Below are 25499 nucleotides of genomic sequence, written 5' to 3'. Positions count from 1 at the left end.
CGCGACGCGGAGTGCCTTTCCATCTCTAACTCAAACTCTTGGAGTTGGTGTTACTCAATGTTGATTGAGGTTGGGGCAGACGAAGAAGGAGGAACCGTTGAAACCGAAGATTTACGGTAGTCAGCATAGAGGCGATCGCGCCACTTAAAGAACGGCTCAAAGGTGCCAACATCGGCAATGCCGGGGACTCCTTTGCCCTTCAGATTCTCAGGGATGTCGAGATAAGAACCCGAAGGAAACTTGACGTACATTGTTAATCCAGCAACAGCAAAGTCTGCCAGGGTAGGAGAATCACCCAGTAAATAAGGCTGATCCATCAGAATGAAACAGAGCGAGGCTAGATCCCGCTTCATGGCATCCTGAGCAGTTTTGAGAGCCTCTGGGCCTAAACCTACACCCAAACCTAAAACACTAAAAATCTCATTGGGCACTGAGCCGACTAACCCTCTAAGCAAATCAGGAGTCGTTGCAGGCAGAAAGGCTTTACGGAAAGACTGGTCTTGTCCCAATGCTCCTAACATGACCTTGCGGGCGTTCAAACCAATTGATTCATCTGCCCACTGCTCCATTAGCAGGCACAACCCTCGCTGCTTGGAATCCGCTGGAATGATCAGGCGATCGGGATATTTACGGTCGAGGTATTCGGCGATCGCTGTTGAGTCTGCAATGACCTCACTGCCATCCTTCAACACAGGCACCTGGCGCTGCCCCGACAACCTGAATAGCTCTAGCTGTCCAATTCCTGGCGTAACTTCAATCTTGCGGTAGGCTAGCCCCTTATAGTCCAGGATTAGCCGCACCTTTTCAACGTAATGCGATAGCTCAAATTGGTACAGTTCCAGCATGATTTACCTCCTGTAATGACTTTAATATCAGCGATGTTTACCTAGAGGACAATTGCACGATGGTTCTAATCAATAGACAGGCTGATGCCTATTTTCATCAGAAATGCTTCGCCACATAACTTAACGCTTCTTATATCTACCGAAGGGTGGAAAGTAATCGGCTCAATTTTGCTATTTCTGACCGAAATCATCCTCACCCATCCACAATTCTGATAATTGCGCCTGGAACCGGGACTTTAAAGAAACGTCATATTACTCAATAATGCTTTACAAAAACTTGGCAAAAGGAGAATAGTTTCCATGAGTACACGGGTCTCAGTCAAAAAAATCCTCGGCTTTGCAGGCATCAGTGCTGCTAGTGTCCTGGTTGCGCTGCCCGCACTGGCGCAGACGGCTAATCCACGTCCTAGCATCTTTAACGAAGCACCTTATAACCAGACTGGGGCAACCCCCACTGCACCTGCTGATCTTAGCCAACCTGCTCTGACAGAAATGGAAGCTCCGGCAGGAATGGAAACGCCCGCAGAACCGACTGAAGCGGCTGAAGCTGGCACTATCGTTGATGTAGCTACTGCCAACGGTTCTTTTGGAACGCTAATTGCTGCCCTGACTGCGGCTGAGTTGGATCAAGTGCTTCAAGGCGAAGGTCCTTTCACCGTGTTTGCGCCTACCGATGAAGCGTTTGCAGCTTTGCCTGAAGGAACTGTAGAACAGTTGCTACTGCCTGAGAATCGGGACTTGCTAGTACAAATTCTCTCTTACCACGTCGTTCCTGGTGAACTCACTTCTAGCGAGCTCAAGTCAGGAGAAGTGCAAACCGTAGCAAATGAGCTTGTGACTGTTGAAGTCAGTGCAGATGGCGTAACGGTGAACGAAGTAACGGTCGTTCAGCCGGATGTAACCGCTAGCAATGGTGTGATCCACGTGGTCGATCAGGTGATCCTACCTCCAAGCCTGTAGGACTTTTGCCCCTCCTAGTTCACGTTTCCTTGGACATTTCCCCGTGCCGACTTACTACGACACGGGGTTTTCTTTATACAGACCAGCGCTGTAATACTGGTTAGGTTGAGTTCTATCTTTTGCTTGTGAGTGAATTGGTGCAAACGATCAACTCAAGTCTGTTGCGGTTGGTTGCTCAGGCAGTTGAGTTTTTGCCTTCATTTATTCTGGCGATCGCCATTCTGATTATTACTCGATACGCGGTTAGACCGATTCGCACAATCACCCAAAGTGCCGCAGATAAAGTCGTTAAAAGCCCTTCGCTGCGATCGCTGATTCTTCAAATCGCCTACGTCACCATCTGGATCGCCGGAATTTTATTGGCTTGCGTTATTGCCTTCCCCGATTTGGGACTGGGTGACATTATCGGGCTACTCGGTTTAGGTTCTGTGGCGATCGGTTTTGCCTTTCAGGATATCTTTAAGAATTTTCTAGCAGGGGTTTTGCTGCTACTCAACGAGCCATTTAGGTTGAACGATCAAATTGTGGTGAACGACTACGAAGGAACTGTAGAGCAAATCAATATTCGTTCAACAGAAATTCGCACCTACCAAGGGGAGCGGGTTGTTATTCCCAATGCGACCGTATTTACCAGTTCCATCCGAGTTTTGACCGATCGCCCCTATCGACGCACTGATTTGGCGATCGGTTTGGATTACAACACGCCGCTTCCTAGAGCCGTGCAGGTTTTGCTGATGGCACTCACCGATGTAGAAGGTGTACTGTCTAATCCCTCAGCCGAGGTAGATGTGGTGAGCTTTGGCGATAGCTCAATTGATTTTGTCGTGCGTTATTGGACATTGCCCCAAAAGTTGCATGTGCGCCAAACTCAAACTCGCGTGATGATGGCTCTAAAGGAAGCCTGTGACCAGGCAAATTTCAGTATCCCTTATCCCATTCGCTCGGTTTACCTGTTTGATCAGCAGTTTAATGACTCTGTTCCGACGGCAAGTAGCACAACGCCGAATTAGGGATGAGGGATGGAGGAAAATTACCTTCATCCCTCATTCTTTAATTTGCCTGATGCCGCTGCTGATGCCACTGCCAAGCATGGGATAGGATTTTGCTCAGGTCAGCATACTGGGGTTGCCATCCTAATATCTTGCTGGCTTTCTCACCACTGCCAACCAGAGCAGGCGGATCTCCTGGACGGCGATCGCCCTCCACCACCTTAAAGTCTCGCCCCGTCACCTGCTTTGCCGTTTCGATCACCTGCTTGACTGAAAAACCGTTGCCGTTCCCCAGGTTAAACACGTCTGTGTCGCCTCCTTTCAGCAGATATTCCAGCCCCAACACATGAGCGCTAGCCAGATCAGCAACGTGAATGTAGTCTCGAATGCAAGTTCCATCGGGGGTTGGGTAATCCGTTCCCAAAATTGAAATAGACTCTCGCTGACCCAAAGCCGCCAGCAGTACCAGGGGAATCAAGTGAGTTTCAGGATTGTGGTCCTCACCTAGCCGCCCCGCCGGATCAGCTCCCGCTGCATTAAAGTAACGGAAGCAAACCGACTTGAGCCCATAGGCTACACCAAAATCAGCTAGCACCCGCTCAACCATCAACTTAGTTGCCCCATACGGATTGATCGGATCTTGGGGATGATCTTCTGGAATTGGGACTGTTTTAGGTACGCCGTAGGTGGCACAGGTCGAGGAAAACACAAACTTGTTGACCGAAGCAGCCACCATTGCCTCTAAAAGAGTCAGCGTACCGATGAAATTGTTGCGGTAATACTTTGCTGGGTCAGTTACTGACTCACCCACATAGGCATAAGCTGCAAAGTGCATCACAGCAGCAATGTTGCGACTGGCAAAAAGCTGATCTAAAAGGGCGCGATCGCAGGTATCGCCAACGACGAGTTCTACCTGCAACACTTTCTCTACCAAGTCTCGATGTCCGTATACCAAATTATCGAGAACAACCACCTCATAGTCTGCTTGCTGAAGTGCCAGCACTGCATGAGAGCCGATGTATCCTGCACCCCCCGTGACTAAAATAGTTGGTCGAACTGGCGACATGTTGGACTCCTCAGTTGTGTTTTGTTGCTCCAGACTAACATCGCTTTAAAAGTAGACATCAACCCCAAGCCCTAGTCAGCCTAGAGTGCGTTTATATTACAATTAGTAAAGTTTCTTAAGTGATCGCTCTACCCATGCTGACCGAACTTTTTCCCTTCCGGTTTGGACTGGATGCGACAACGCTAGCAGGCGTTGGACTATGGTCATTAGCGCTGTACTTGGGCTTTTCGCCCATCAGCGAATGGGTAATGGAGCAGCTAAACCGCTGGTTCAACTTTGCTGAACGGTTTCTCTACACTTCAGCAGAAGAGTTTGAGCGTACTCGCAAAGGCAGGGAATCTTTAAACGCCCTCTATGCTTCCCTGTTTAGCATCGTGCCGTTTTTGCTAGTGGGTGGATTGTTTAACTACGGCGTGGAAGTTGGGTTAGGACAAAGTTGGGCAATTAGCGTGGGCATTCTTGCAGCGATCGGTGGCGGTGTGTATGAGTTGGGCCGCCGTGATGGTCGTGCGTCCCGCGAAGAAGATTAAGATCGATTCAGATAGAAGTTGGTGAAGCGCAACAACGGTAGGGGCGGTTCGCGAACCGCCCCTACGGAAGCAAAAGCAGGTTTATGGGGTTTCCCGCAGTTTGTCTAGAACACCCATATCCTCTAGGGTTGAGGTGTCGCCGGAGACTGCTTCACCACTGGCGATCGTTCTTAACAAGCGACGCATAATTTTACCGGAGCGAGTTTTGGGCAGGGCATCGGCAAAGCGGATCTCACCGGGGCGGGCGATCGCCCCAATCTCCTGCACCACATGCTTTTTCAACTCACTCTTGAGGTCATCGCTGGCGGTATAGCTGCCCTCCAGCGTGACAAAGGCAAATACGTCTTGCCCTTTCACCTCATCGGGCTTGCCAACGACTGCCGCCTCAGCCACAGCAGGGTGGGAAACCAGCGCTGACTCAATTTCCATTGTGCCAAGGCGATGTCCTGCGACGTTGATCACGTCATCGACCCGACCCATCACCCAGTAATAGCCATCTTCATCGCGCCGTGCGCCATCTCCAGCAAAGTAAAAATATTTCCCGTCTTTAGGCGGAATGTGTTCCCAGTAGGTACGTCGAAAGCGATCGGGGTCGCCATAAACCGTTCGCATCATGCCCGGCCAGGGATGCTTCACCGCCAGGTAGCCACCCTCATTTTCCTTGACTGAATTGCCCTCTAGATTCACAATGTCCGCCAAAATTCCGGGGAAAGGACGGGTCGCAGAACCAGGTTTAGTAGGAATGGCTCCTGGTAGTGGCGTAATCATAATACCGCCAGTCTCGGTCTGCCACCAGGTATCGACAATCGGGCAGCGTTCGCCTCCGATTACACGGTGATACCACATCCAGGCTTCTGGATTAATGGGTTCGCCAACCGTGCCCAACAACCGCAGCGAAGACAGATCCTTCGCTTTAGGCAAGTCTTCACCCATTTTGATAAAAGCGCGAATAGCGGTCGGTGCAGTGTAAAACACATTTACGCCGTACTTCTCAATCACGTCCCACATACAGCCAGGGTTTGAAGGACGAGGCGCACCTTCGTACATCAGACTGGTTGCCCCGTTGGACAGTGGACCGTAGACGATATAGCTGTGTCCGGTGATCCAGCCTACGTCAGCGGTACACCAATACACGTCGTCATCGTGCAGGTCAAAAATCCACTTGGTGGTCATGTGGGTGTAGAGGTTATAGCCACCCGTGGTATGCACCACACCTTTGGGTTTGCCTGTACTGCCAGAAGTGTAGAGAATGAACAGCACGTCTTCGCTATCCATCGGCTCTGCGGGACAATTGGCTGACATCTGCGGCTGGAGTTCGTGCCACCAATGGTCACGGGCACCTAGCTGCATGGGAACTTCTTGTCCCGTCCGACGTACGACTAACACATTTTCGACGCTGGGTGCATTGCCATCTGCTAACGCTTTATCAACCTGAGTTTTCAGCGGCACGATCGCATCTTTGCGCCAACCCCCGTCTGCTGTCACAACCAGCTTCACCTGTCCATCAACCAGGCGATCGCGCAATGCTTCAGCGCTGAATCCACCAAAGACGACCGTATGGGGCGCACCAATGCGGGCGCAGGCAAGCATGGCGATCGCCGCTTCAGGAATCATCGGCATATAGATACCGACGCGATCGCCTTTCTGCACACCCAGATGCTTTAGCGCATTGGCAAACTGACAAACCTCTCGGTGAAGCTGGGCATAGGTGAGGGTACGTGAATCACCGGGTTCGCCTTCCCAAATTAGTGCTGCTTTGTTACGCCGCCAGGTTGTTAAGTGGCGATCGAGGCAGTTGTAGGAAATGTTGGTTTTGCCGTTGACAAACCACTTAGCAAAGGGCGGCTGCCAATCTAGCACCGTGTCCCACTTTTCAAACCAGTGCAGTTCCTTTTGCGCTAGTTCTGCCCAAAACTTTTCTGGGTCAGCCTCAGCCCGTTTATAAAGCTGCTCATATTCTTCCAGGCTTTTGATATGGGCCTGCTGAGAAAAAGCAGCAGGGGGATTAAATAATCGCTTTTCTTGAAGAATTGATTCAATCGTAGATTCTGACATAGTGCTTTGCTGTGTGTCTGCGGCGGCAACTTTCCGGTGGGTAATGGGGGCTACCTTCTCCAAACCATACTTTTTTTAGCCGCTAATTTGCACAGCAAGTATGTTTTCTTTAACTTTTACAAGACTTGGGAGGATGGAAGGCAGTGCTGATTAGGGTGTACCAATTCAAAAAATAATGGAAAGGCACCCCATTTGCAGGATGCCTTTCCATCTATAAAGTGAAAAACCTCTGCAAGGGCGTAGCATTCGGGCAAGGATTCTCTTTAGAACCCAGAATTGCTGCCGAATGCTGCGCCCCTACCCGTCCGGTGAATTGCTTCAGGTTGAGGTGTGTTGTCAGGCTGCATTTAAGCAGGACAGGGTAGAAGTAAAGGTTTAAGGCGATCCCTAGCCTCCAACCCCTAGCCCCATTCCTATGCCCAACCTGCTCTATCCATAATTTGAAGCGCTTCTGGATTATTGCGTCCAAATACAGACGCATTGATACTGTCTTCTCTAAACTCACCCAGAGCTGCAACTACAGGATCAAGCTCAACTCCTTGCAAGACAGGATACTCACTGTTTCCTTTGGCAAAGATTGCCTGAGCTTCGGGACTAACCAAATGCTCTAGGAATTGGATGGCTGCTTCTCTGTTGGGAGAGTTGGCTAGTACGCCGCCACCGCTGATATTGACGTGGGTACCGCGATCGCGCTGGTTGGGGAAGAAGATTGCAGTTTGCTCAGCAGCTTCCCGCTCTTCGGGGTTCTCAGAATTGAGCAAGCGCAAATAGTAGTAGTGATTGGAGATCGCTACATCTCCGACTCCTGCCGCAACCGCTTGAATTTGAGGGGTGTCGCCGCCTTCAGGGGGACGGGCAAAGTTGGCAACAATTCCCCGCGCCCATTCCTCTGTAAACTGTGGACCGTGTGCTTCCAGCAAAGCGCCAACCAGAGATTGGTTGTAAACGTTGGATGACGATCTGACCAGAAGCCGTCCGCGCCACTTTTCGTCTGCCAAATCTTCGTAGCTAGATAGCTCGGCTGGGTTAACGCGAGATTTGTTATAGACAATCACCCGCGCCCGCTTAGAAAGACCAAACCACAAGCCCTCTGGATGCCGCAGATTTTCTGGCACGGCTTGCTCCAGCACAGAGGAAGAGACTGGTTGTAAGATGCCTTCCTCTTCTGCCCGCCAGAGACGACCTGCATCCACCGTGATGAACACATCAGCCGGACTGTTTGCCCCTTCGCTCTTGATCCGTTCAATCAGTTGGTCAGCTTCAGCCTCGACCAAGTTGACTTGAACTCCAGTCCGGTTCGTAAAGCTTTGGTATAAGTCGTTATCAGTGTCATAGTGACGGGCTGAGTAAAGATTGACGACTCCGCCAGCCTGGGCAAGTCGGGTTGAGCGATCGCCACGGGGAGCAATTTGAGCCTGACCAGGGGCAGTTCTCCCCAGTTGCCCAGCCGCCACCGCAGCCATTGCTGCACCTGCGCCCATAAAGACGCGCCTTGTCATCTTCATAATCTGTGGTTTACTCCTGTGAGTTATTAAGTCAACAGATAGCTACACGCCATCCGTCTGTTCATGAGTTTGGTCAAGGCTGTATTGTACTATTAATGCAAGTAATTCCTAACTAGCAAGCTAGTTTTTTCAGCTATATGACTTTTTTGGTTTGCGAAGAATACAGAATTAGCTAAATTGCTTGTTCTGGAAAGCAGATCTGGTAAGCTTTTTAGAGCAGGAAAGATATTTTGATTGGGGCTGACGCTCCTACCAAACTTTCAAATCTTTTGCAATACTCTCTGTGGTAGGACCGTTTCTTCTGCAAGAGTTTTTAGAACAGTTGCGTAGGTTGGATTGGCGATTAGCGCTCCGCGCAACTCCGCAGGAACCGCTCCACCTCCACCTGTCCCTCGTTTCTTCAATTTCTTCCCAACTTTTTGCGTTAAGTCCATGACCCAGCCGCGCCTTTGGAAAAGATTGCCCACGCCTCTACGTTTGCTGCTGCGACCCTGGGTCATCGTTTCAGCCGGGTTACATGTCGTGGTGTTGCTGCTGCCGCTGCCCAATCGCTCCACGTCGGAATTGCCCATTTCTGAGGAACCCGTTCGGATTACTCAGCTTCCTGCTTCGCCTTCGCCTACAGTCCCTTCACCTGTAGCGGTTCCATCACCACCCATATCACCATCACCAACTGTTCAAGCTGCGCCTGTGGCTCCTCGCCCCACTGCACCTGTGGCTGCGCGTCCGACTGCGCCTCCGCCCGCTTCGCCAACTCCTTCACCCCAAGCATCACCCAGCCCCGCTCCTCAGTCCAATTCGTCTGCTCCAAGCCCAACCCCTTCACCTCAGGGCACCCTAGACTCTACGCAGCCTTCTCCAACCGCTTCCCCCGCATCTTCCCCTACTCCTTCGCCAGAAATCACGGGTTCGTTTTCAGCAGAAATTCCCCACGCGGCGATTGGTGGGGAACCTCGCTGTGGCGGTCAGGAAAACTGCTGGCAAACTCAGGACACGCAGTGGCGAGCAGTCGCCAGGACACTAGAGCAAGAATTAGAAAACAAAGGCTACGAGGTTGAGTCGCAGACGGATGACGAAGTTCCCGGCTTTAGAGTGTACGAAGTTTCCAGAAACGGTGAAACGGAATATCTCAATTTGCTCTCTACGCTGCAGGGAACCTTCTATGTTCTAGCTGACCAGCCGATGACCCGTGACGAGTTAGAGCAGCTAACGGAAGCGCCTAACTCGTAAACTGGGTTGGGAGGCGGTTCCTGCGGAGTTGCGCGGAGCGCTAATCGCTACCCCACCTTTGCCGCATCCGCAAAGCGAATCTTCAGGTAATCTTCTTCCATTTTTGCCCCGGCAGGCTGAAGTGCTGCCAGCGCTTGAGGCAGAACCAGATTGCGCCGATGATTGCCAATTCTAATGTTTAGCTCATCTCCCGTTTTGGTCAGCTCAACTTGATCCTTGGGAATTCCCGGTAGGTAAACTTCTAGGCTGTATTGATTCTGGTCTTGCACTACCCGCAACGTTGTTTCTTTGTAGTAAACCTGCGTTGGGTCTTCATCGGCGTACAGCGTTTCCTTCAGCCGATTAAGTGCTTCCATGCCGCACATTTCCTCTGAGTAGAGCGGCACTTCTTTCACAGGCAGAGGGTGGAAGTTTTCGTGGATCTCGTGGCGATACTGCTGCTGATTTTCCTTCCACCGCTGGAAAAATGGATCAGTCACCTCGTCAGGAATGATTCGATTTGCCACAACCATGTCAGTTGCCACGTTATAAAGGCTGAGGTAAGCATGGGCACGGAGCGATTCTTTAATCACCATCTTTTCAGGGTTGGTGACTAGCCGCACTGAGGTTTGAGTATTGTCAGTCAAGACTTTCTCTAACGCTTCAATCTGTTCATAAAACTCGAAGGGCGCATCCATTACTTCTTTGTTGGGCAATGAGAATCCGGCGATCGGGCGAAACAGTGGCTCTACCAGCGGACGCAACGCTACAGACATTGCCTGCAACGGCTTGTAAAACCTCCGCATATACCAACCCGCTACTTCCGGCAAGCTCAATAGCCGCAGTGCAGTTCCAGTCGGGGCAGAGTCAATAATGAGTACGTCAAATTCGCCCTCGTCATAGTGCCGCTTCATCCGCACCAGGCTAAAAATCTCGTCCATGCCAGGGAGAATGGCTAACTCTTCAGCCTCTATGCCTTCTAGCCCTCTCGCCTGCAGCACTTGAGTAATGTAACGTTTGACAGCACCCCAGTTTCCTTCTAGCTCCATCAACGCATCTAGCTCTGCACCCCACAGGTTAGGAGTCACCTCGCGGGGAGCGTGTTCTAGCTCTATGTCAAAGCTGTCTGCTAGGGAATGTGCCGGATCGGTACTGAGGACGAGGGTGCGATAACCCAATTCTGCGCTACGCAGACCCGTCGCAGCTGCGACTGAGGTCTTGCCCACCCCTCCCTTACCCGTCATCAAGATTACGCGCATGGATAATCGAACCCACCTAAGAAACGACTCAAATATTTACGTTCTTTTAATCTATCGGTTTTTCTTCGGTGCGGTTCGCGCTGGGGGATTTGTCTTTGGGAAAAAAGTGTTGCTTCACGACATCCAGTCGGGAGCAGTGCCAGTAATCGATGTGAGCACAGATTAAGCCGTCCTGGTTGAGCTCTAGTTCACTCCAGCCTGCGATCGCAATTCTCGGTTTCCAGGGCAAAGGCGTATTCCAACTCAGCGTCCACTCAGTTCTAATCTGATTCCCCGTTTGCTGAATCTGATGCAAATCCATTTTGGGATTGATGAACCAGGTGTCGATGAAACCAATCATTAGTTTGTAGCGATCGCACCCCCGAAACTGAGTCATCGGGTCTTTGAAGTAAACATCTTCCGCATAAAGACTATAGGTTTGGTCTTTAGGAAACCTGCTGTAGTCGTCTTTAAGCGTTTCAACAATATTCATCACTACTACTGTCCCTACTCCTGCTACAGCAAAACTTTGTTTTATGCATAGTTGTCCGTCTACTCCACCAAATCAACCAAAACCTCAATTACAGACGGATTCCCTTGAGTGATCACTGGATAAGCTGAGCAATTTCTTAAAACAACTCTCCCTTCCGTAGTGACTTGCGCCTGGATTGCGTAGAGATGGTCAGAGCGAATTCGGTTGAGACTATAGAGTACTTCAAATGCAATAGGAAGTTGATCAGGATCAGTGATAGTTTGTCGAGCAATGATGCTAGATTCTACATCTTCTCGGGGCGATACGTCTAAGAGCGTGATGTAGGCGATCGCTCCTTCAGGAAGTGCAACGCTTGGAGCAGAAATCAGGGTTCCACTCACTTTGTTAGGTTCTGATGGAAGTGAGTTTGAAGTTAATCCAATTAGCATTAAAAGACTTAGCGTAGTAGCGTAAATTACTCCTAAGCTCTGCATATCTAGCCCTTCATATACAACAATTTATACCTGGAAATCAAAAATCAGGAGCTTACTTTTTACTGAATCAAAACATAGCAATTTTATAGCACTCCTCTAAGTTCGAATGCTAAACCTTTGACTTTTCAAAGAAGTCGGAGATCTGATTCTTGAAGGTAAATCGTAATTGCTATGCGCCCCTATATAAACTTTTCATGAACTGTAGTAGAAGTTACGAAAGTATCTGCGAATGGAACTTAACTTCAAGCTACAGAGCATTTTTCTCCGTCCAAGCTAATCTCTTCTCCTTAACTTTAACTGAATCTATCTTTAGAGGTATTCTTAAAAACCTCATTTATGATCGGCGTAAAATACCGTCCTAAAAATGTTTTCTGGAAGACTTCTAAAGAAGATCAAGATATTGCCTTTGAGCAATCGTTTTGTCATGGAAAAGTTGCGTTTAACCGAGTTAAACAGATTCAACTTGCTCACGTTACCTCAATTAATTCTTATCAGCCCCCGTTAAATCTGTAGTAATCAAGTGAGGATGTGATACTTAATGACTAGATGCCTTCAGAAAGCCGTTTTGGTGGCAACTCCATCTCTATTACTAGGACTCATTCCAATAGTCGCAGAAGCAGCAACGTTCTCGGTTCCGCTGGATGAAGCAACAATTTTGGATGTGAGTGCCGCATTTAGTGAAGGAACGCTGACGAGCAGCGAACTGACGCAGATGTACCTTGACCGCATTGCTGAGTTTGACCAGGCTGGCCCCACTATCAACTCAGTTGCGTATCTGAATCCTGATGCCCTTGAAGATGCAGCAGCGTTAGATGAGTTGCGATCGCAAGGAACTGTATTAGGTCCGCTGCACGGCATTCCCGTTCTGATCAAAGATTCTTATGACGTAGAAGGACTACCGACTACTAACGGAGTCGAAGTTTTTAAGACACTTATTGCTCAAGATGATGCGTTTTCAGTGAGCCAACTGCGCGAAGCTGGAGCAGTCATTCTGGGTAAAGCAAACATGAGCACCTGGGCCTTTTCCTACGACGGCATCAGCGAAGCATATGGCCCAGTGATCAATCCCTATGCTCCTGATCGCACTCCCGGTGGTTCTAGTAGTGGATCGGGGGCAGCGATCGCCGCTGGCTTTGCCATGTTTGCAATGGGGGGTGAAACGGGCGGCTCAATTCGAGTACCCAGCGCTCACAATTCACTGGTAGGACTCAAGCCCAGCGCCGGACTCATCTCAGTAGATGGCACCTGGCCCTTGGTTGCAGAGCGAGACGCAGTTGGGCCAATGGCAAAATCGGTTGCAGATGTCGCCTTCGCAATGGAAGCACTGGTTGATTTTGACCCCAACAATATTTGGAACCCATACATTCCAGAAATTCCTGAATCGCCGGATTACAGTAGCGCTCTAGATGATACTTCCCTGGAAGGGGTGGTGTTGGGTTTGCCTCGTTCTTATATTGGTAAGGGCGATCCGGCTAAGGGTGAAAGTTTCCCGCTAGACCCCCAAATTTCTGAGGCATTTGAGCAAGCCAAACGGGACTTGAGAGCACAAGGCGCAACTTTAGTTGAGGTTGATATTCCAGCTCACGAAACCTGGTTTATTGACTACTTGGTGAATGGCAATCCACCTTACGACTATCCCACCGACAGTTCGCGTAACCTTCAAAGTCGAGCCTATTACTATGAGCAACTAATCAAGAGTTACGACGACGATGAGATTAAGTCCTTTGTTGATTTGCTCGACATTTTGCCAGAGGACTATGAATTCTACGATTACGTCAAACAGGTTGCCGATACGATCGCTGCGGGAGATGCTAAACCCTGGGAAGATTTGCCGCTTGTAGATCAGGCGTTGGAGGCGATCGCCAAACTACGAACTTTAGAATACGAAGACTTTATGGAAGCAAAGGGCATTGACGCATTCGTCTTCCCGACCCTCAACTACCTTGCACCGCCGCAAGGAGAAGAGGCAAACGAAGTTTATGCGACCTACGGTAGCCTTCCTGCGCGATTTGAAGCCAACATTTTAGGCTTACCAGGAATTACCGTGCCAATGGGCTATTCCAAAGAAGGAATTCCGATGTCGCTAGAGTTTATGGGCAACTATTTTGGCGAGGCAGAAATTATTGGCTATGCCTACGACTACGAGCAAGCCACGATGCTGCGCCGTCCGCCCGTCCTTGTGCCAGAGCCAGCTACGGTGTCTGCTTTGGTGGTAGTTGGGCTGAGTGCTTTTGGCTTGAAGCGTAAACGCAATTAGAATAATTTGGGAATAAGAAAGAACATCCTCTAACCCTTTGTTGTAGAAGATTTCTCGCAAACAAGATACCTGTAAGGGCAGGTTTAGCATTAAAGCTGTCGCTCAACTGCAGAGATTTTGGCAAAACCTGCCCCTACCTGAGGGTAAACTTTTTCTTAGCGATCTCCTTACGACTCAATCCTTTACTGCGATCGCCAACCCATCAACTACGAATTCTCACGAACTAGCAACACCGACTTAACCGATCGCACGACGCGATCGCCCGCTTCATCGACCTTGCCATAAACCGCTTCACCACCGAAATAAAAGGATGCTGATCCGCCACCATCCAGGTTCATCGCCTGCTCAGCACCTAGATTTTTAAGGCAATCGGCTAGCTCTGACAAAGACATTCCAGAATTAGCGGGTGCTTCAGGTTGTTGAGCTACCATTGCAAGAATAATGTTGCCTTCACGGGTGATTCCCACCGCAGATCTGGCATTGGGGCGTTCTATTCCTAATGGATCTCGCAAAATTTGACCATCAACCACATGCCAAAATCCTTCCTGCACGGAAGTGAGTTCTGGTAACAAGCGAGGTCCACCTCCCAATGCACTCAGTAATTCACAATCCGGTGGCACAGCTTGTTCGTGTAAGGACATATCGTAGCGGACCGTTTGCCCACAGCGATATTGACGCAATTCAGTTCGGTTAAAAATTTTGTCTAAGTAAGGAATGAGTTGAGGGTTGCTGACTAGCAGCTCGTCATCTCGCGGATCGGCAACCTGTTCGCCATTCAGCACAACATATGAAGTCGATTTCAGATTTTCGGGGTCAAAGAAGCCGCCATTGATGGCAGCGATCGCCCCATATTCCACTGCAAACTCTTCGATCGTATTGGCAGAAGGGGCGACCGCCGGAACAACCGTAAACCGCTCCCCTATAGGAATCAACAGCGTATGCACAATGCTCTGGGGCAGCGTATACACCTCGTATCGCAGTTCACTCACCGGAATCGTAGAAGGGACGGGTTCCGACTGAGCAGCAAATTCTGGTTGCACAGCAGGTTGAGATGCCCACAGGTTTAGCGAAACAACCACAAACATCAGAAACCCAAAACCTGCCAGCGCTATTGCAGTCAGCCACTTTTTTCTCACATCTAACTCTAAAAATTGTTCCTGAGCTAATTGTTCTTTATTGCTCTCCTCCCAACCGGAGGAACCCATGAAGGTATGCCAATCCTTCACCATAGAAGCTATGGAGCGGTTTTATCCTTCATCTTTACTCTCACCTTTCCACTGGGGGTTGGGTGGCTCTGTATGAGCTAACAGTTTTCCTCGGGAAATGACATAGCGGACGGTAGCACGACGACGGATAGCATCATAGCGATCGCCCGCATCCAGCACAATTAAGTTTGCGGGTTTGCCCACCTCAACGCCGTACTGATCTTCAATGTGCAATGTCTTTGCACCATGCCAGGTAATCATGTTGTAGCAAGCATCAATTTCTGGAGTGCCCGTCATCTGACAAACGTGAACTGCCATGCTTGCCACATCTAGCATGTTGCCCGTACCTAAGCTATACCAGGGATCTTGAACACAATCGTGACCCAAGCTAACGTTTTGTCCCTGCTGCCAGAGTTCCTTGACTCGCGTTACGCCACGTCGCTTGGGGTAGGTGTCTGCCCGTCCCTGAAGCGTGATGTTAATCAACGGATTAGCGATGAAGTTGATTGGTGTGCGCTGCAAAAAGCCCAATAGCTTGAAGGCATAGGCGTTGTTGTAAGAGCCAAAAGCAGTGGTGTGGCTGGCAGTTACCCGTGCCCCCATATCTGTCCGCAGAGCCCAAGCAGCGACGACTTCCAAAAAGCGAGACTGGTCATCGTCAATCTCGTCACAGTGAATGTCAATGAGGCGATCGTACTTTTGCGCTAGTTCAAAGATGCGGTGAATTGATCGCACCCCATCTTCACGGGTTAGTTCGTAATGGGGAATGCCACCGACCACATCAACGCCCAATCGCAGCGCTTCTTCCATCAGTTCTTCGTTCTTAGACCCGCCGTACACGCCATCTTGCGGAAAGGCAACCACTTGCAGCGTGATCCAGTCTTTCACTTCTTCACGGACTTCTAGCAAACCTTTGAGCGCAATCAGGTTTTGTTCACTTACGTCAGCATGGCTGCGGACAAATAGCACTCCCTGCATCGCCTGCTGCTTGAGGGTGGCGATCGCCCGTTGCTTTACGTCTTCTATCGTCAACGATTGCTTGCGATCGCGCCAAATCTCAATACCTTCAAACAACGTGCCACTTTGATTCCAACGAGGCTCCCCCGCTGTCAGAGCAGAATCTAGGTGAATATGCGACTCCACAAATGGCGGACTGACCATTTGCTCCTGAATATCTAGCTCTAGCTGAGCCGACTGGTCAAGGTGAGGGGCGATCGCCACAATCCTTCCAGCCTGAATGGCAATATCAACCGTTTCAGCAGGCTGATCAAGATGAATTAACCGACAGCGACGCAGCAGCAGATCAAGGACTTGTGAAGACATAATTTCCCAGCTTCCAATCAGCCTGGTCAACAGTCAGACCAACCTCTTCACTTTAATCCACAACCTTCAACAGTCCGCTGCGCAGTCCATCAAAAACTCGGTTCACCTGAATCTGATCATCATGGCTGAGCCGTACTTTAGACAAAGCTGTAGACATAAAGCGGCGCTGGTCAGCCCGGGTGATCTTACGAGAGGAGAGAATCTTCTCAACCAATTGGGCAATGTCCGATTGAGGCTTAATTTGGGCAGACATAGGAATTAGGGGAATCAATATGAGAAGCGTTAAGGTATGTAACTAATATGTGATGTTGTACAGGATGACGAGGTGAGTCGACAGACAGAGATTGGAGGTAGCAGCGCTTAACCCTGATGGCAGACTGCTGGAAACGAGTGACTAATCTCAGCAAGAAGAGTGATCCTGGTCACTCTCTAAATTTTTGAATAAAGTTAAGTAAGCTACTGAATTTGTCTACCAGAAGCTAGATGCTCAATAAGCAATGATGTATATCAGGTTTTAGTGCGTTGGCTAGAGATTGGTGCAGTCTACCTCCGTTGTTTCTGCTTAAAGTGCGGTTAATGTTGGCTTCAAGCAATATGTTTGGGTGATTTGCGTCAGATCTTCGCTAGCTTTTTTCTCGTGCGCCCCTTTTTTTACCGAATTCACAAGCTATTGACACGCAGATTTCAAGATCCGATTCAGCAGAATGCACTCCTGCGTCGGATTGTCGATCGCATTCGCAATTCCCTGGAGCTTAAAGTTGTCCTCCAAACTGCTGTAGACGAGGTGGCAACGTTATTAAGCCTGGAGCGGTGCATCTTTTTCTGGTATGTCAAAGATACCCAGCGAGTTCACGTCGTCTGTGAACAAATGGTTGATGGTTATGCCTCTCAGTTGGGAAACTATCCACTCTCCCGATTTAGCTCTGTTGCACCGCTAATTGAAGCTGGAGAACTAATTGTCAGTGCTAGAAGTACCTCCGCGCCTCTGGGCTTAGCTTCAATTGCGAATTGGTTCTCACCTGGGCACCATCATTTCGCTCAGTCAAAACTGCAAATCTTAGGAGCACACGCTAACCTGCTGGTACCCGTGCAGGGACGAGAAAATTCAACTGGGTTTATCGCCTGCCTTGCCGATCGCCCTCGTCGCTGGTCCAAGTCCGAGGTTGACTTTATGCAGTCGATCGCCCAGCAGCTTGAGATTGCCATCCGTCAGGCGCAGCTTTACGAAAAAACCCAAAAGCAGGCACGGCGAGAACAGCTCGTTAATCAAATCACAACACAAACACGCCAGAGCCTTGAGCTAGAAACAATTCTGACCGAGGCGATCGCCCAACTGCTCGACGTTCTAGAAATCGACCGCTGCCTGGTACATCGGGTTGAAGACCTGGAGGAAGACCATAAACAGTCCGTCACCTCTCCTTCCTCTCCTTTAGAGTCAGATGCGACTGTTTTTAGACGCAAGCACCTGTTTGAGGTTTGCCGTCCACCTTTGCCTGCCTCTCTAGACGATTTTGATACGAATGGCCCGATTACCCAATGGGTCATTCAACATCGTCAGCAGGTCGTCATCTCAGATATCACCCAAGATGCCCGAATTGGCGCTGATAACCAGGAATATCAGCTTGCTCAAATCAAGTCGTCGCTGGTAGTTCCAGTCCAGGCAAATGGCACCCTCCAGGCCATTCTTTACCTCAATCAGTGTTCCCACATTCGCTACTGGTCAAGGGATGACCAAAAGCTGGCCCAGGCTGTTGCAGATCAGTTAGCAATTTCAATTCAGCAAGGGCACCTCTATGCCCAAACCCAACAGCAGGCGATCGCCAGCGCCGCCCAAGCCGAACATCTCGCCTCACTGCTCCATGACTTACAGCAAACCCAAGCGCAGTTAATCCAAAGCGAGAAAATGTCTAGCCTGGGACAACTAGTGGCAGGTGTCGCCCACGAAATCAACAATCCGGTCAGCTTTATCTACGGCAACATTCCCTACATCGAGCGCTACATCAAAGATTTGCTGCGGCTATTGAGCCACTACCAAACCCGCTATCCCGAAGCAGACTCCTCACTTCAGGACTTAGCGCGAGAAATTGAACTAGACTTCCTATTGCAAGATATGCCCCGCATTCTTGGCTCAATTAGAGCAGGAGCCACTCGCATTCGCGAAGTAGTTCTGTCACTCCGAAGCTTTTCTCGTCTAGATGAAGCCCACTGTAAAATAGCAGACCTCCAGGCAGGTCTAGACAGCACCCTTTTTGTGCTGCAAAACCACATCAGGTCTGACATTCAGGTAGTTCGACAATATGGCGATGTCCCTGCGGTTGAGTGCTACCCCAGATTACTCAATCAGGTATTCATGAACCTGTTAATTAATGCGGTCGAAGCACTGCACCAGGATCAGGCAGAGCCTAAAACCATCGTGATTAGAATAGAGTCCTTTTTGGACGAGCTAACGGGCGAATGGGTACGAATAGCGATCGCAGATAACGGCTGCGGCATCCCCTACGAATTTCAGCCCAGAATCTTTGACCCTTTCTTCACCACCAAACAAATCGGTCACGGTGTTGGGCTTGGTTTGACGGTCAGCTATCAAACTGTAGTCAACCAACACCAAGGACACCTAAGATTTCACTCGCAGCCAGACAACGGCTCTGAATTTATCATCGAGATTCCAGTCAAGCACTCTGCCTCACTGGTACGCACCCGCAATCTTTATCTTCCCACTCAGTCTGATCAGTCAAACACTGGTGAAAGGTTAACTTCCGCAATTCAGAACACACACTAATCTTCAGTCATGTGGGGCAACGTGATGACATAGCGATAGCCTGCTTCTGCAGAACCCTGAAGCACAATTTGCCCACCGTGTAGCTCAGCGAGTTGACGAGTCAGCATTAATCCCAGGCTATGACGACTGCTAGTTCGATGGGACTGGTCGAATGCTGATTTCAAGTCGCTGGCTCGATCGCCAACTACCTTGGGATTTGCAGAATCAAGAATTTCTTCCATCCCATCATTAGGAAGGCGATCGCCTTTCACCAATTTTGGCTCCTCTCCCTCCAGAGAAATTAACTCATTAAAATGCAATTCCGTCTGAGGCAGTCCATCTCCCAGCCACGGATGAGAAGTCCAAATTTTGATCACCAGTTGGTTTAACTTGCGGGAAACGTGAATCCGCAAGATGCTTTCAGTACTAGCAGACTGAATAATGCCAAATATCAAGTGATAGAGCATTTGGCGCACTTTGTCTTTGTCTAGCAACCAGATGCGATGTCCAGGCTCTACCGTTAATCGAAGCTGTTGGTCGCGGCGCTGCGCAACCTGCTTTAAAGTGTTAATGACTTGCTGACACAGCATTTCGATATCTACGGATGTAAGACTCAAGCCCTGATTGGTGTCATCTAGAGCACCTAATTCTAAAATCTCGTTAACTAGCGACAAAAGGTACTGTCCACTGTGATGGACAATATCCATATATTCCTTTTGCTTGTCTGTCAAAGGTCCGTAAATTTCTCGATTAAGAACGCTGGCCATTCCCAAGATTGAAGTCAGAGGGGTACAAAGCTCCTGCGTCATTTGAGCAATCAGGTTGACTTTAACCGAATTTGCCAAAGGGTTAGTCGCCACTGAAGATTTAGGAATCGCACTTGCAATGGGCTGCTCAAGTTGTGCCCCAACAGGGGGCCGAGCCAGTTGCATTTGTTTCAGCAAATGATTTCGCTCAAACTCACTCACACTCCAACGAGCAATCAACTCCAAAAATTCAATTTCTTTAGTTGTAAAGTGACGGGGCGCTAACTCCATAACTGCGAGCGTCCCTAAGCAGTACCCCGTAGACATCAGCAACGGCACACCCAAGTAGGCTCGAATGCCGTACTGCTGAGCGAGTAGGCTATTAGCAAAAGCAGAATGGGTTAGGGTATCGTGAATGACTAATATTTGATGGCTGTCTACAACATGGGTACAGAAAGCCTCTTCGCGAGGAAGCTGGCGAGAAGATGCCAGACTATTCATCAAGCCAATTCTAGACAGTCCAATAGCTGACTTAAACCACTGGCGATCGCGATCTATCAATCCTAAAATGCAAATCGGTGCGTTCAAAGAATGCGCCGCTGTTTGGGTAGCTTCCTCAAAAATTGGCACACTTTCAGCTTCTAGCAAACCCATCTCCGTCAGAATAGCGAGACGCTGCTGCTCTCTTTCGGACCCTGGTGTGCTGTCCAGACGACAAGACAATCTATTTTCAGGGTTTGTCATGCCAACCCCTTCCCTCGCAGGCATTATGTGAACCATCTATTTAACAAGCGGCTGTTCAATATAGACATCATTCCCTAACTTTTGTAGCAGCGAACGTTGTCTAAAAAAGATTCTTCAATGCCTGAACCGTACAGTTTGCGAGGAAGCAAGCTAGCCAGAGAGAATTGGTAGATACACTGATACTCCCTATCTAATCGATTTTTTATTAACTTTTTGAAACAACACTCTTGCTATCATAATTGCTTGAAGCAAGCTTAAAGTGACTGCAACAAAATAGTTATAGATGCATTTTTTGGAGCGCAATTTTCTACAGGATTTCTCTTCAAAAAGTAGGTAAATTGTTTGTTTCTAGTTCTGTGCTGAATTTCACACTGCATTAAGAAACTGCAAATAACTATTGCTTAGCTCCTTGACTGCCAATTCGTAAAATTGTTTGCCGTGTTCTGGGGTTGCCAGATTAGGGTTAGAACCCATACGCCCATCGGGGTAATGCTGTCGAAAATTAGCAGCTCCATAAATGGGATGTCCAGAGGCAACTTCGGGTGACAGTTCAACTTGCTTGATTGCTTCAGGGTAAACGTATTGGGTCAATGCAACTTCGCTAGGAGTAGCGTGAGAGCCCTCCTGTGAACCATATAGCTCTCTGGCCAAGTGCTGCACTGAGCTACAAGTAAACCAGTTAGTAAGGCGGCACTGCACCTGATCGGCATTTGGCAAATTCAAGTCTGTCAAGACGGCATAGCTTTCAGAAAAAGCTGCCTTAAGCGTAGCAATATTGCCACCGTGTCCATTGATGAAGAAGAACTTGGTAAAGCCTGCTTTGGTCAAGCTAACCAAGTAGTCCCGAATCACTAAAATCAGGGTGCTAGGCCGTAGACTGATGCTACCGGGAAAGGAAATGTGATGAAGTGCCATGCCCACGTTGATGGTTGGTCCAACTATCGCTCCAGTAGAGTCTCCTACGCCACGAGCGATCGCCTCAGCACAAATTGCGTCCGTGCCAATCAGTCCACTTAGTCCATGCTGTTCCGTTGAGCCAATCGGCAGAATGATGCCTTGAGATTGGGTCAAGTAGGCTTCTACTTCAATCCAGGTGCTGAGATGCAATAACATGTTTTTTTCGGTCCGTTGTCTTCAATCAAACAAATGAGCTAATCCTAATTTCTCAGAGCTTCAAAGTTTGCAGCTTTATATAGGAATATGAACGGTCTAAACCTGCAACGCAAAAATTTCAAATAATGTCTCAAAAATTTCACTAAATCTTGACTCAGCTAGTTCTATGCTAGCGTTGTAGCTTCTAGCCCAGATTCTGGTCGATTGATCCCCAAACTTTGCTCAACAGTCGCTAGAATGATGGGTAAAGTTAGATGTTTTAAACTTAGCCATTAGGCGTGAGCTCTAGCAAATCGGCTTAACCGTGTTTTAAGCGCCTAACCCTGAAAGCTAGCACATCTGGCAATTTGTCCTCATATTATCCCTAGAATGCAAACTTGCCCCCTTCACAAGTCATCCAACTCAAGCTTTAATTGCCTTAAATTCGGTTGCGATCGCCTTGAGTTGAGTTCCCTAAAATCTTACTAGCTCTATGATGATCACTTTAACGGCTGTTTGTGATTCTGGAAGAAGCCCTGAGAGCGTTTCCTACCGCTTGATCCAAGCTCGGCTTCCCGACCCAACCAGCACGCTATCAGTGAGCGACACCTCGTTATTGAGTGCTACCTCATAACACTATTTCGTTGAAAACAGGTTGTTAGCAGCCTACCTGTTTAGAAATTTCTATTTCTGGTCAAAATTTCATTAAGCCCCATTTGACATGGCCAACTAGACCAGATTTGCTGCAAGACTTGAAAGCTACATTCAGTAGTTTAAGAGTCGCGGCTTGGTCAAGTATTTGAAAGTTACCTGCTCAGGAGGAGCGATATATGCTACACCGCAAGATCTACCAACTCTGTTGTGATGGTCGCGAGGTCTGGATTTTCTTGCGGGATCAGCAACGCTGGATTGAACGTGCCCGTATCCTTGATATTGAAGGAGATCTGGTCACGCTGCGCTACGAGACGGAAGAAGAGGATGAAAGCTGCTCTTGGGAAGAAATGGTTCGACTAGAAAGCATTGGAGCAGTCACCCAAAAACTAGCCACTGTTCCCAGAGGTGATGTTGAACCAATGGTTTCTGATGATTGTCCTGAAGCCGAACAGATCCGCAATCGTCATCCAGAATCCAACCCAGAATAACCAAGATTGAGTCATCTTTCGGGGTATAAAGCCCTGTGTTCTTCTAAGTCAAGTTTGCTGTTCTCGTACAAATAAGGAATGGGGTAAGGCTAAGCCTTACCCCATTCCTTTTGCTTTGGCGTGAGCAAAGCTTCTCAGGCTTCAAGCTTAGTTTTCTGCGTCGTCGAGCATTCCTTCTATTGCTGAGGGGCTAAATTCGAAGGCAGGACAGTAGCCTTCTGGTGTGACTTTAAAGCCAAACAAGGGAGAAGCTTGATTCCAGCAACGCTGTCCCCGATAGTGGAGGCAATTTTGACAGCACTCGATGCTGACAGAGACTTTTGTTTCGCTATCTCGGCTAAGTAGCTCTCGCTGAGATAGCCCACGTAAAACCAGTTCTTCGCCTTGCCAGCGGGCTTCTACTAAACCTGTATCAGCAAAATTTTGCCAGCGTGGATCAGAAGTTAAAGCATCGGGCAGCGTTACCATGATTGCCGTTTCAAGTTCAGTTAACTCTCCTTCGTAGTGGGTTTCTGGTGCAGCAGGTTGCAGGAAGGTTTCACCCACTGGCAACTCGACTCGCACTCCAGCAGCAGGAGAGTGCAGATGATAGCGATTTTGTAGCTCCTCCAAACTAGTCAGATCTGACAGATAGGTTGAAGAACCATGAACAAAAACAATATGTTGAGGGCGCAGGTTGTGAATTAGCTGAGTTGTGCCGGGACCGTCACAGTGATCGCCCAGTAGGTAGGTATCTACGAGCAGTTGTCCTGCCTGAATTTGAGATTGCAGAGATTTGGAGGTTTGCAGCTTCTGCACGATGGAAGATTCCACTGAATCCACACGACCTGGGTATTGGGGCAGCAGCAGCAGCCAGGGTCCGGTGTTGGGGTGGCAATATTGGCTGAAATTCGCTGACTTGTGAGTGAGGATGATACAGGGATGATTGAGTTGAGGTGCCGTTTTGCCATTGTTTGGTTCATGGCTCAGCCGTCGAACTCGAGGACGAATGCGCTCGTCCCAAAAGAGCGGTTGATGGCGAGCAAAGTTTTGAACGGCGCTAGGGAAATAGGACAGGAGATCGAGGTAAGCATCACAGCCTGCTGCGACAGTGTTATCGACCCAGATATCAAGATTGCGACCGGTAAAGTGGTGGTGGCTTCGCAACAGCATCAGCAATTCTTGCCCTAACCCCAAAGTTGGAGTGGGCAGCAAAACAGATTGCTGCTCGGCGATCGCCCGATTAATCCTCTCAGCAAGCTGGTTTTCTTGCTGACGGCGATGAGGGTGGCGGGCTGTGCCATAGGTGCCTTCAACAATTAGAGCGTCGGGTTTAAGCCCGCGCAATTCTTCTAGGGGCAGTCCCTCAACCAGGCGGGAGCTAGAGAGCAAGAAATCTCCCGTGTAAAACAGGGTGTAGGGGCGTTCAGAGGTGGTGTAGGTGAGCAGCAGCGCAGCAGCCCCGGGTAGGTGACCGGCGGGGTAAAGTTCCGCACTTAGCCCATCTAGAAACTCGACGGGCGATCGCCAGGGTAAGGCATGGCAAAACATCGGCACGTCTTCACCCAACCAGTTGAGCGAAAGCAGTTGGGCCGTGACCTCACTCGCATAAATCGGTAGTTTTGGGAAAGCCCGATGCAGCGCTAAAAGCCCTCTAGCATGATCGGGATGAGCATGGGTGCAAAGAACCAAATCTGCTGGAGGTGCCTGCTTAGAGCTATCTTTAAACAAAGACAGATCTTCTAACCCACAATCTAGCAGGACTCGATAGGGTCCCATTTGCACCAACAAGCAAACCCCTTCATCTGCATGACCAACTGCATAGGGCAAGCATTCTAGTTCTGTCACGGTAAAGCCTCCCTGCCATTGTCAGGGCACCAAACGTGAAGCTGTCCTCGCCGTCTAAAGACTAGTGAGCGGAGCCATTGCCGTGATAGTTGTCGGTATCGTAAAAACCGTTGCGTGTGCCAAAAAACAGACAGGACAAAATGAAGATAGGGGTCAGCGCCAATAAAATTAGTTTGACATCCATGTTTTTCTTTTGCGTCTCGCTTATACAAGGGGTTACACAAAAAGCTGAGTGACACTCAGTCAGCGTGAGCTAACGGAGCAGCAAAATCGAGCAATAGCCAAATTTATGAGAATTTGAGCAATTAAAGAATTTGAGTTAGATGTTTAAACGGTCTGATTAGACCTGTTCCAATCCTATCAAGTTAAAGCGCGATCGCAAAATTTGTGAATTCAATTCTGCCACAGCCGTCCTCTGAAAATTTGGCTCAAAATGCTCGTCAACCCATTACTCCTGAGTGGTTGTCCCGTCCCTCGACGGAAGTTGCTCCAGATTTGCTGGGCTGTACTCTAGTTCGTCAGGTTGAATCTGGTCAGATTTATCGGGGATTGATTGTTGAAACAGAGGCATACGCTCCTGGCGATCCGGCTTGCCATGCTTACCGACGACCGACCAAGCGCAATCAGGTCATGTTTGGGGCTGCTGGCATGACTTACGTTTACCTAATCTATGGAATGTATCACTGCCTGAATGTAGTGACCGATTTGGATGGGGTACCCAGTGCGGTATTGATTCGGGCGCTGGAATTGGAAACGGTGCCGCCCTGGAGCGAACAAAAAGAACGCAAACTCAACCGGATTGCAGCCGGTCCTGGTAAACTGTGCCGTGCCTTCAACATTGACTTAAGCCTAAGCGCTCAGGCGCTTTCACCTGGACAACCGCTTTGGCTAGAGCATCGCAGCCCGACCTTTGAGCACAAGTTGGAGCAGGGGGCGATCGCCTTTGTCCAAACAACTCGCATTGGGCTAACCCAAGGTACAGATATTCCCTGGCGATGGTACATCAAAGACTGTCCAGCGGTTTCCAAGCTTTAGCAAAGCT

The 25499-nt window shown here is 49.1% G+C and carries 23 protein-coding genes; 8 read left to right on the top strand and 15 right to left on the bottom strand.

Features of this window, described 5'->3' with window-relative positions; translation table 11 throughout:
* Window positions 1-50 precede the first annotated feature (50 nt).
* Window positions 51-845, bottom strand: coding sequence for a glutathione S-transferase family protein (locus H6F93_RS32380; protein WP_190690227.1), 795 nt, complete (start codon window positions 843-845; stop codon window positions 51-53).
* A gap of 300 nt (window positions 846-1145) precedes the next feature.
* Here H6F93_RS32380 and H6F93_RS32375 point away from each other — a divergent pair, with 300 nt between their 5' ends.
* Together H6F93_RS32375 and H6F93_RS32370 are read left to right on the top strand one after the other, a co-directional pair.
* Entirely contained in the window at window positions 1146-1805 is a 660-nt protein-coding gene (locus H6F93_RS32375; RefSeq protein ID WP_190690224.1) for a fasciclin domain-containing protein, read from the top strand.
* 125 nt (window positions 1806-1930) lie between these two features.
* Window positions 1931-2815, top strand: a complete 885-nt coding sequence (locus H6F93_RS32370; protein ID WP_190690221.1) for a mechanosensitive ion channel domain-containing protein — start codon at window positions 1931-1933, stop codon at window positions 2813-2815.
* A 40-nt stretch (window positions 2816-2855) separates the two neighbouring features.
* Here the strand turns inward: H6F93_RS32370 and galE are convergent, their stop codons facing one another.
* Window positions 2856-3860, bottom strand: a complete 1005-nt coding sequence (galE, locus tag H6F93_RS32365; RefSeq protein ID WP_190690219.1) for a UDP-glucose 4-epimerase GalE — start codon at window positions 3858-3860, stop codon at window positions 2856-2858.
* Between the two features lie 134 nt (window positions 3861-3994).
* Between galE and H6F93_RS32360 the strand changes: the two genes are divergently transcribed.
* Window positions 3995-4390, top strand: coding sequence for a hypothetical protein (locus H6F93_RS32360; protein ID WP_190646168.1), 396 nt, complete (start codon window positions 3995-3997; stop codon window positions 4388-4390).
* 81 nt (window positions 4391-4471) lie between these two features.
* Here H6F93_RS32360 and acs read toward each other — a convergent pair whose 3' ends face one another.
* The 3 genes from acs to H6F93_RS32345 all read right to left on the bottom strand — a co-directional run bounded on the left by acs (window position 4472) and on the right by H6F93_RS32345 (window position 8384).
* On the bottom strand, window positions 4472-6445 hold the full coding sequence (acs, locus tag H6F93_RS32355) for an acetate--CoA ligase (protein ID WP_190690216.1): 1974 nt from the start codon (window positions 6443-6445) through the stop codon (window positions 4472-4474).
* Window positions 6446-6858: 413 nt separating this feature from the next.
* Window positions 6859-7944, bottom strand: a complete 1086-nt coding sequence (locus H6F93_RS32350) for a Fe(3+) ABC transporter substrate-binding protein (protein ID WP_524538055.1) — start codon at window positions 7942-7944, stop codon at window positions 6859-6861.
* A 266-nt stretch (window positions 7945-8210) separates the two neighbouring features.
* The gene (locus tag H6F93_RS32345) at window positions 8211-8384 is read right to left on the bottom strand and encodes a hypothetical protein (protein ID WP_190690209.1); all 174 of its coding nucleotides are present in this window, start codon (window positions 8382-8384) and stop codon (window positions 8211-8213) included.
* On the opposite strand from H6F93_RS32345, the gene H6F93_RS32340 reads away from it, so the two are divergent.
* Window positions 8383-9180: a hypothetical protein gene (locus H6F93_RS32340; RefSeq protein WP_190690207.1), complete on the top strand. Its 798-nt coding sequence runs from the start codon at window positions 8383-8385 to the stop codon at window positions 9178-9180. The genes H6F93_RS32345 and H6F93_RS32340 overlap by 2 nt on opposite strands.
* Window positions 9181-9227: 47 nt before the next feature.
* On the opposite strand, the gene H6F93_RS32335 is transcribed toward H6F93_RS32340, so the two are convergent.
* The 3 genes from H6F93_RS32335 to H6F93_RS32325 are packed head-to-tail and all read right to left on the bottom strand — an operon-like array spanning window position 9228 to window position 11270.
* A complete protein-coding gene (locus tag H6F93_RS32335) occupies window positions 9228-10418 on the bottom strand; it encodes a TRC40/GET3/ArsA family transport-energizing ATPase (RefSeq protein ID WP_190690204.1) in 1191 nt (396 codons plus the stop codon).
* A 46-nt stretch (window positions 10419-10464) separates the two neighbouring features.
* Window positions 10465-10890 carry a C6orf136 family protein gene (locus H6F93_RS32330; protein WP_190690202.1) on the bottom strand — a complete coding sequence of 142 codons (426 nt, stop codon included), beginning with the start codon at window positions 10888-10890 and terminating at the stop codon, window positions 10465-10467.
* 59 nt (window positions 10891-10949) lie between these two features.
* Entirely contained in the window at window positions 10950-11270 is a 321-nt protein-coding gene (locus H6F93_RS32325) for a YbaY family lipoprotein (RefSeq protein ID WP_190690199.1), read from the bottom strand.
* Window positions 11271-11901: 631 nt separating this feature from the next.
* On the opposite strand from H6F93_RS32325, the gene H6F93_RS32315 reads away from it, so the two are divergent.
* Window positions 11902-13620 (top strand): amidase, encoded by a 1719-nt coding sequence (locus H6F93_RS32315; RefSeq protein WP_190690190.1) that lies wholly within the window; start codon window positions 11902-11904, stop codon window positions 13618-13620.
* 206 nt (window positions 13621-13826) lie between these two features.
* On the opposite strand, the gene H6F93_RS32310 is transcribed toward H6F93_RS32315, so the two are convergent.
* The 3 genes from H6F93_RS32310 to H6F93_RS32300 are packed head-to-tail and all read right to left on the bottom strand — an operon-like array spanning window position 13827 to window position 16401.
* Window positions 13827-14849: a phosphodiester glycosidase family protein gene (locus tag H6F93_RS32310; protein WP_199314290.1), complete on the bottom strand. Its 1023-nt coding sequence runs from the start codon at window positions 14847-14849 to the stop codon at window positions 13827-13829.
* Between the two features lie 18 nt (window positions 14850-14867).
* Window positions 14868-16148, bottom strand: a complete 1281-nt coding sequence (locus H6F93_RS32305) for a cytosine deaminase (protein ID WP_190690187.1) — start codon at window positions 16146-16148, stop codon at window positions 14868-14870.
* 52 nt (window positions 16149-16200) lie between these two features.
* Complete coding sequence (locus tag H6F93_RS32300) at window positions 16201-16401, bottom strand: hypothetical protein (protein WP_190646159.1); 201 nt, start codon at window positions 16399-16401, stop codon at window positions 16201-16203.
* Window positions 16402-16818: 417 nt separating this feature from the next.
* On the opposite strand from H6F93_RS32300, the gene H6F93_RS32295 reads away from it, so the two are divergent.
* Window positions 16819-18927, top strand: a complete 2109-nt coding sequence (locus tag H6F93_RS32295) for a GAF domain-containing sensor histidine kinase (protein ID WP_199314288.1) — start codon at window positions 16819-16821, stop codon at window positions 18925-18927.
* Here H6F93_RS32295 and H6F93_RS32290 read toward each other — a convergent pair.
* The gene (locus H6F93_RS32290; RefSeq protein ID WP_190690184.1) at window positions 18924-20396 is read right to left on the bottom strand and encodes a GAF domain-containing sensor histidine kinase; all 1473 of its coding nucleotides are present in this window, start codon (window positions 20394-20396) and stop codon (window positions 18924-18926) included. The two genes, H6F93_RS32295 and H6F93_RS32290, sit on opposite strands and share 4 nt — an antisense overlap.
* 366 nt (window positions 20397-20762) lie before the next feature.
* Entirely contained in the window at window positions 20763-21509 is a 747-nt protein-coding gene (locus H6F93_RS32285) for a creatininase family protein (RefSeq protein ID WP_190690182.1), read from the bottom strand.
* An 809-nt stretch (window positions 21510-22318) separates the two neighbouring features.
* Here H6F93_RS32285 and H6F93_RS32280 point away from each other — a divergent pair.
* A complete protein-coding gene (locus H6F93_RS32280) occupies window positions 22319-22630 on the top strand; it encodes a DUF6679 family protein (RefSeq protein WP_190646156.1) in 312 nt (103 codons plus the stop codon).
* Window positions 22631-22777: 147 nt separating this feature from the next.
* On the opposite strand, the gene H6F93_RS32275 is transcribed toward H6F93_RS32280, so the two are convergent.
* Both H6F93_RS32275 and H6F93_RS34895 read right to left on the bottom strand, forming a co-directional pair.
* Window positions 22778-24457: an MBL fold metallo-hydrolase gene (locus H6F93_RS32275; RefSeq protein WP_347277392.1), complete on the bottom strand. Its 1680-nt coding sequence runs from the start codon at window positions 24455-24457 to the stop codon at window positions 22778-22780.
* 61 nt (window positions 24458-24518) lie between these two features.
* Window positions 24519-24641: a DUF8629 family protein gene (locus H6F93_RS34895; RefSeq protein WP_277881944.1), complete on the bottom strand. Its 123-nt coding sequence runs from the start codon at window positions 24639-24641 to the stop codon at window positions 24519-24521.
* A 203-nt stretch (window positions 24642-24844) separates the two neighbouring features.
* Between H6F93_RS34895 and H6F93_RS32270 the strand changes: the two genes are divergently transcribed.
* Complete coding sequence (locus H6F93_RS32270) at window positions 24845-25492, top strand: DNA-3-methyladenine glycosylase (RefSeq protein WP_524538054.1); 648 nt, start codon at window positions 24845-24847, stop codon at window positions 25490-25492.
* The last annotated feature ends 7 nt before the right edge of the window (window positions 25493-25499 follow it).

The sequence above is a fragment of the Leptolyngbya sp. FACHB-671 genome (assembly GCF_014695745.1).
Classification (GTDB): Bacteria; Cyanobacteriota; Cyanobacteriia; order Elainellales; family Elainellaceae; genus JAAUTN01.
This window is presented reverse-complemented; position numbering and strand designations above follow the sequence as displayed.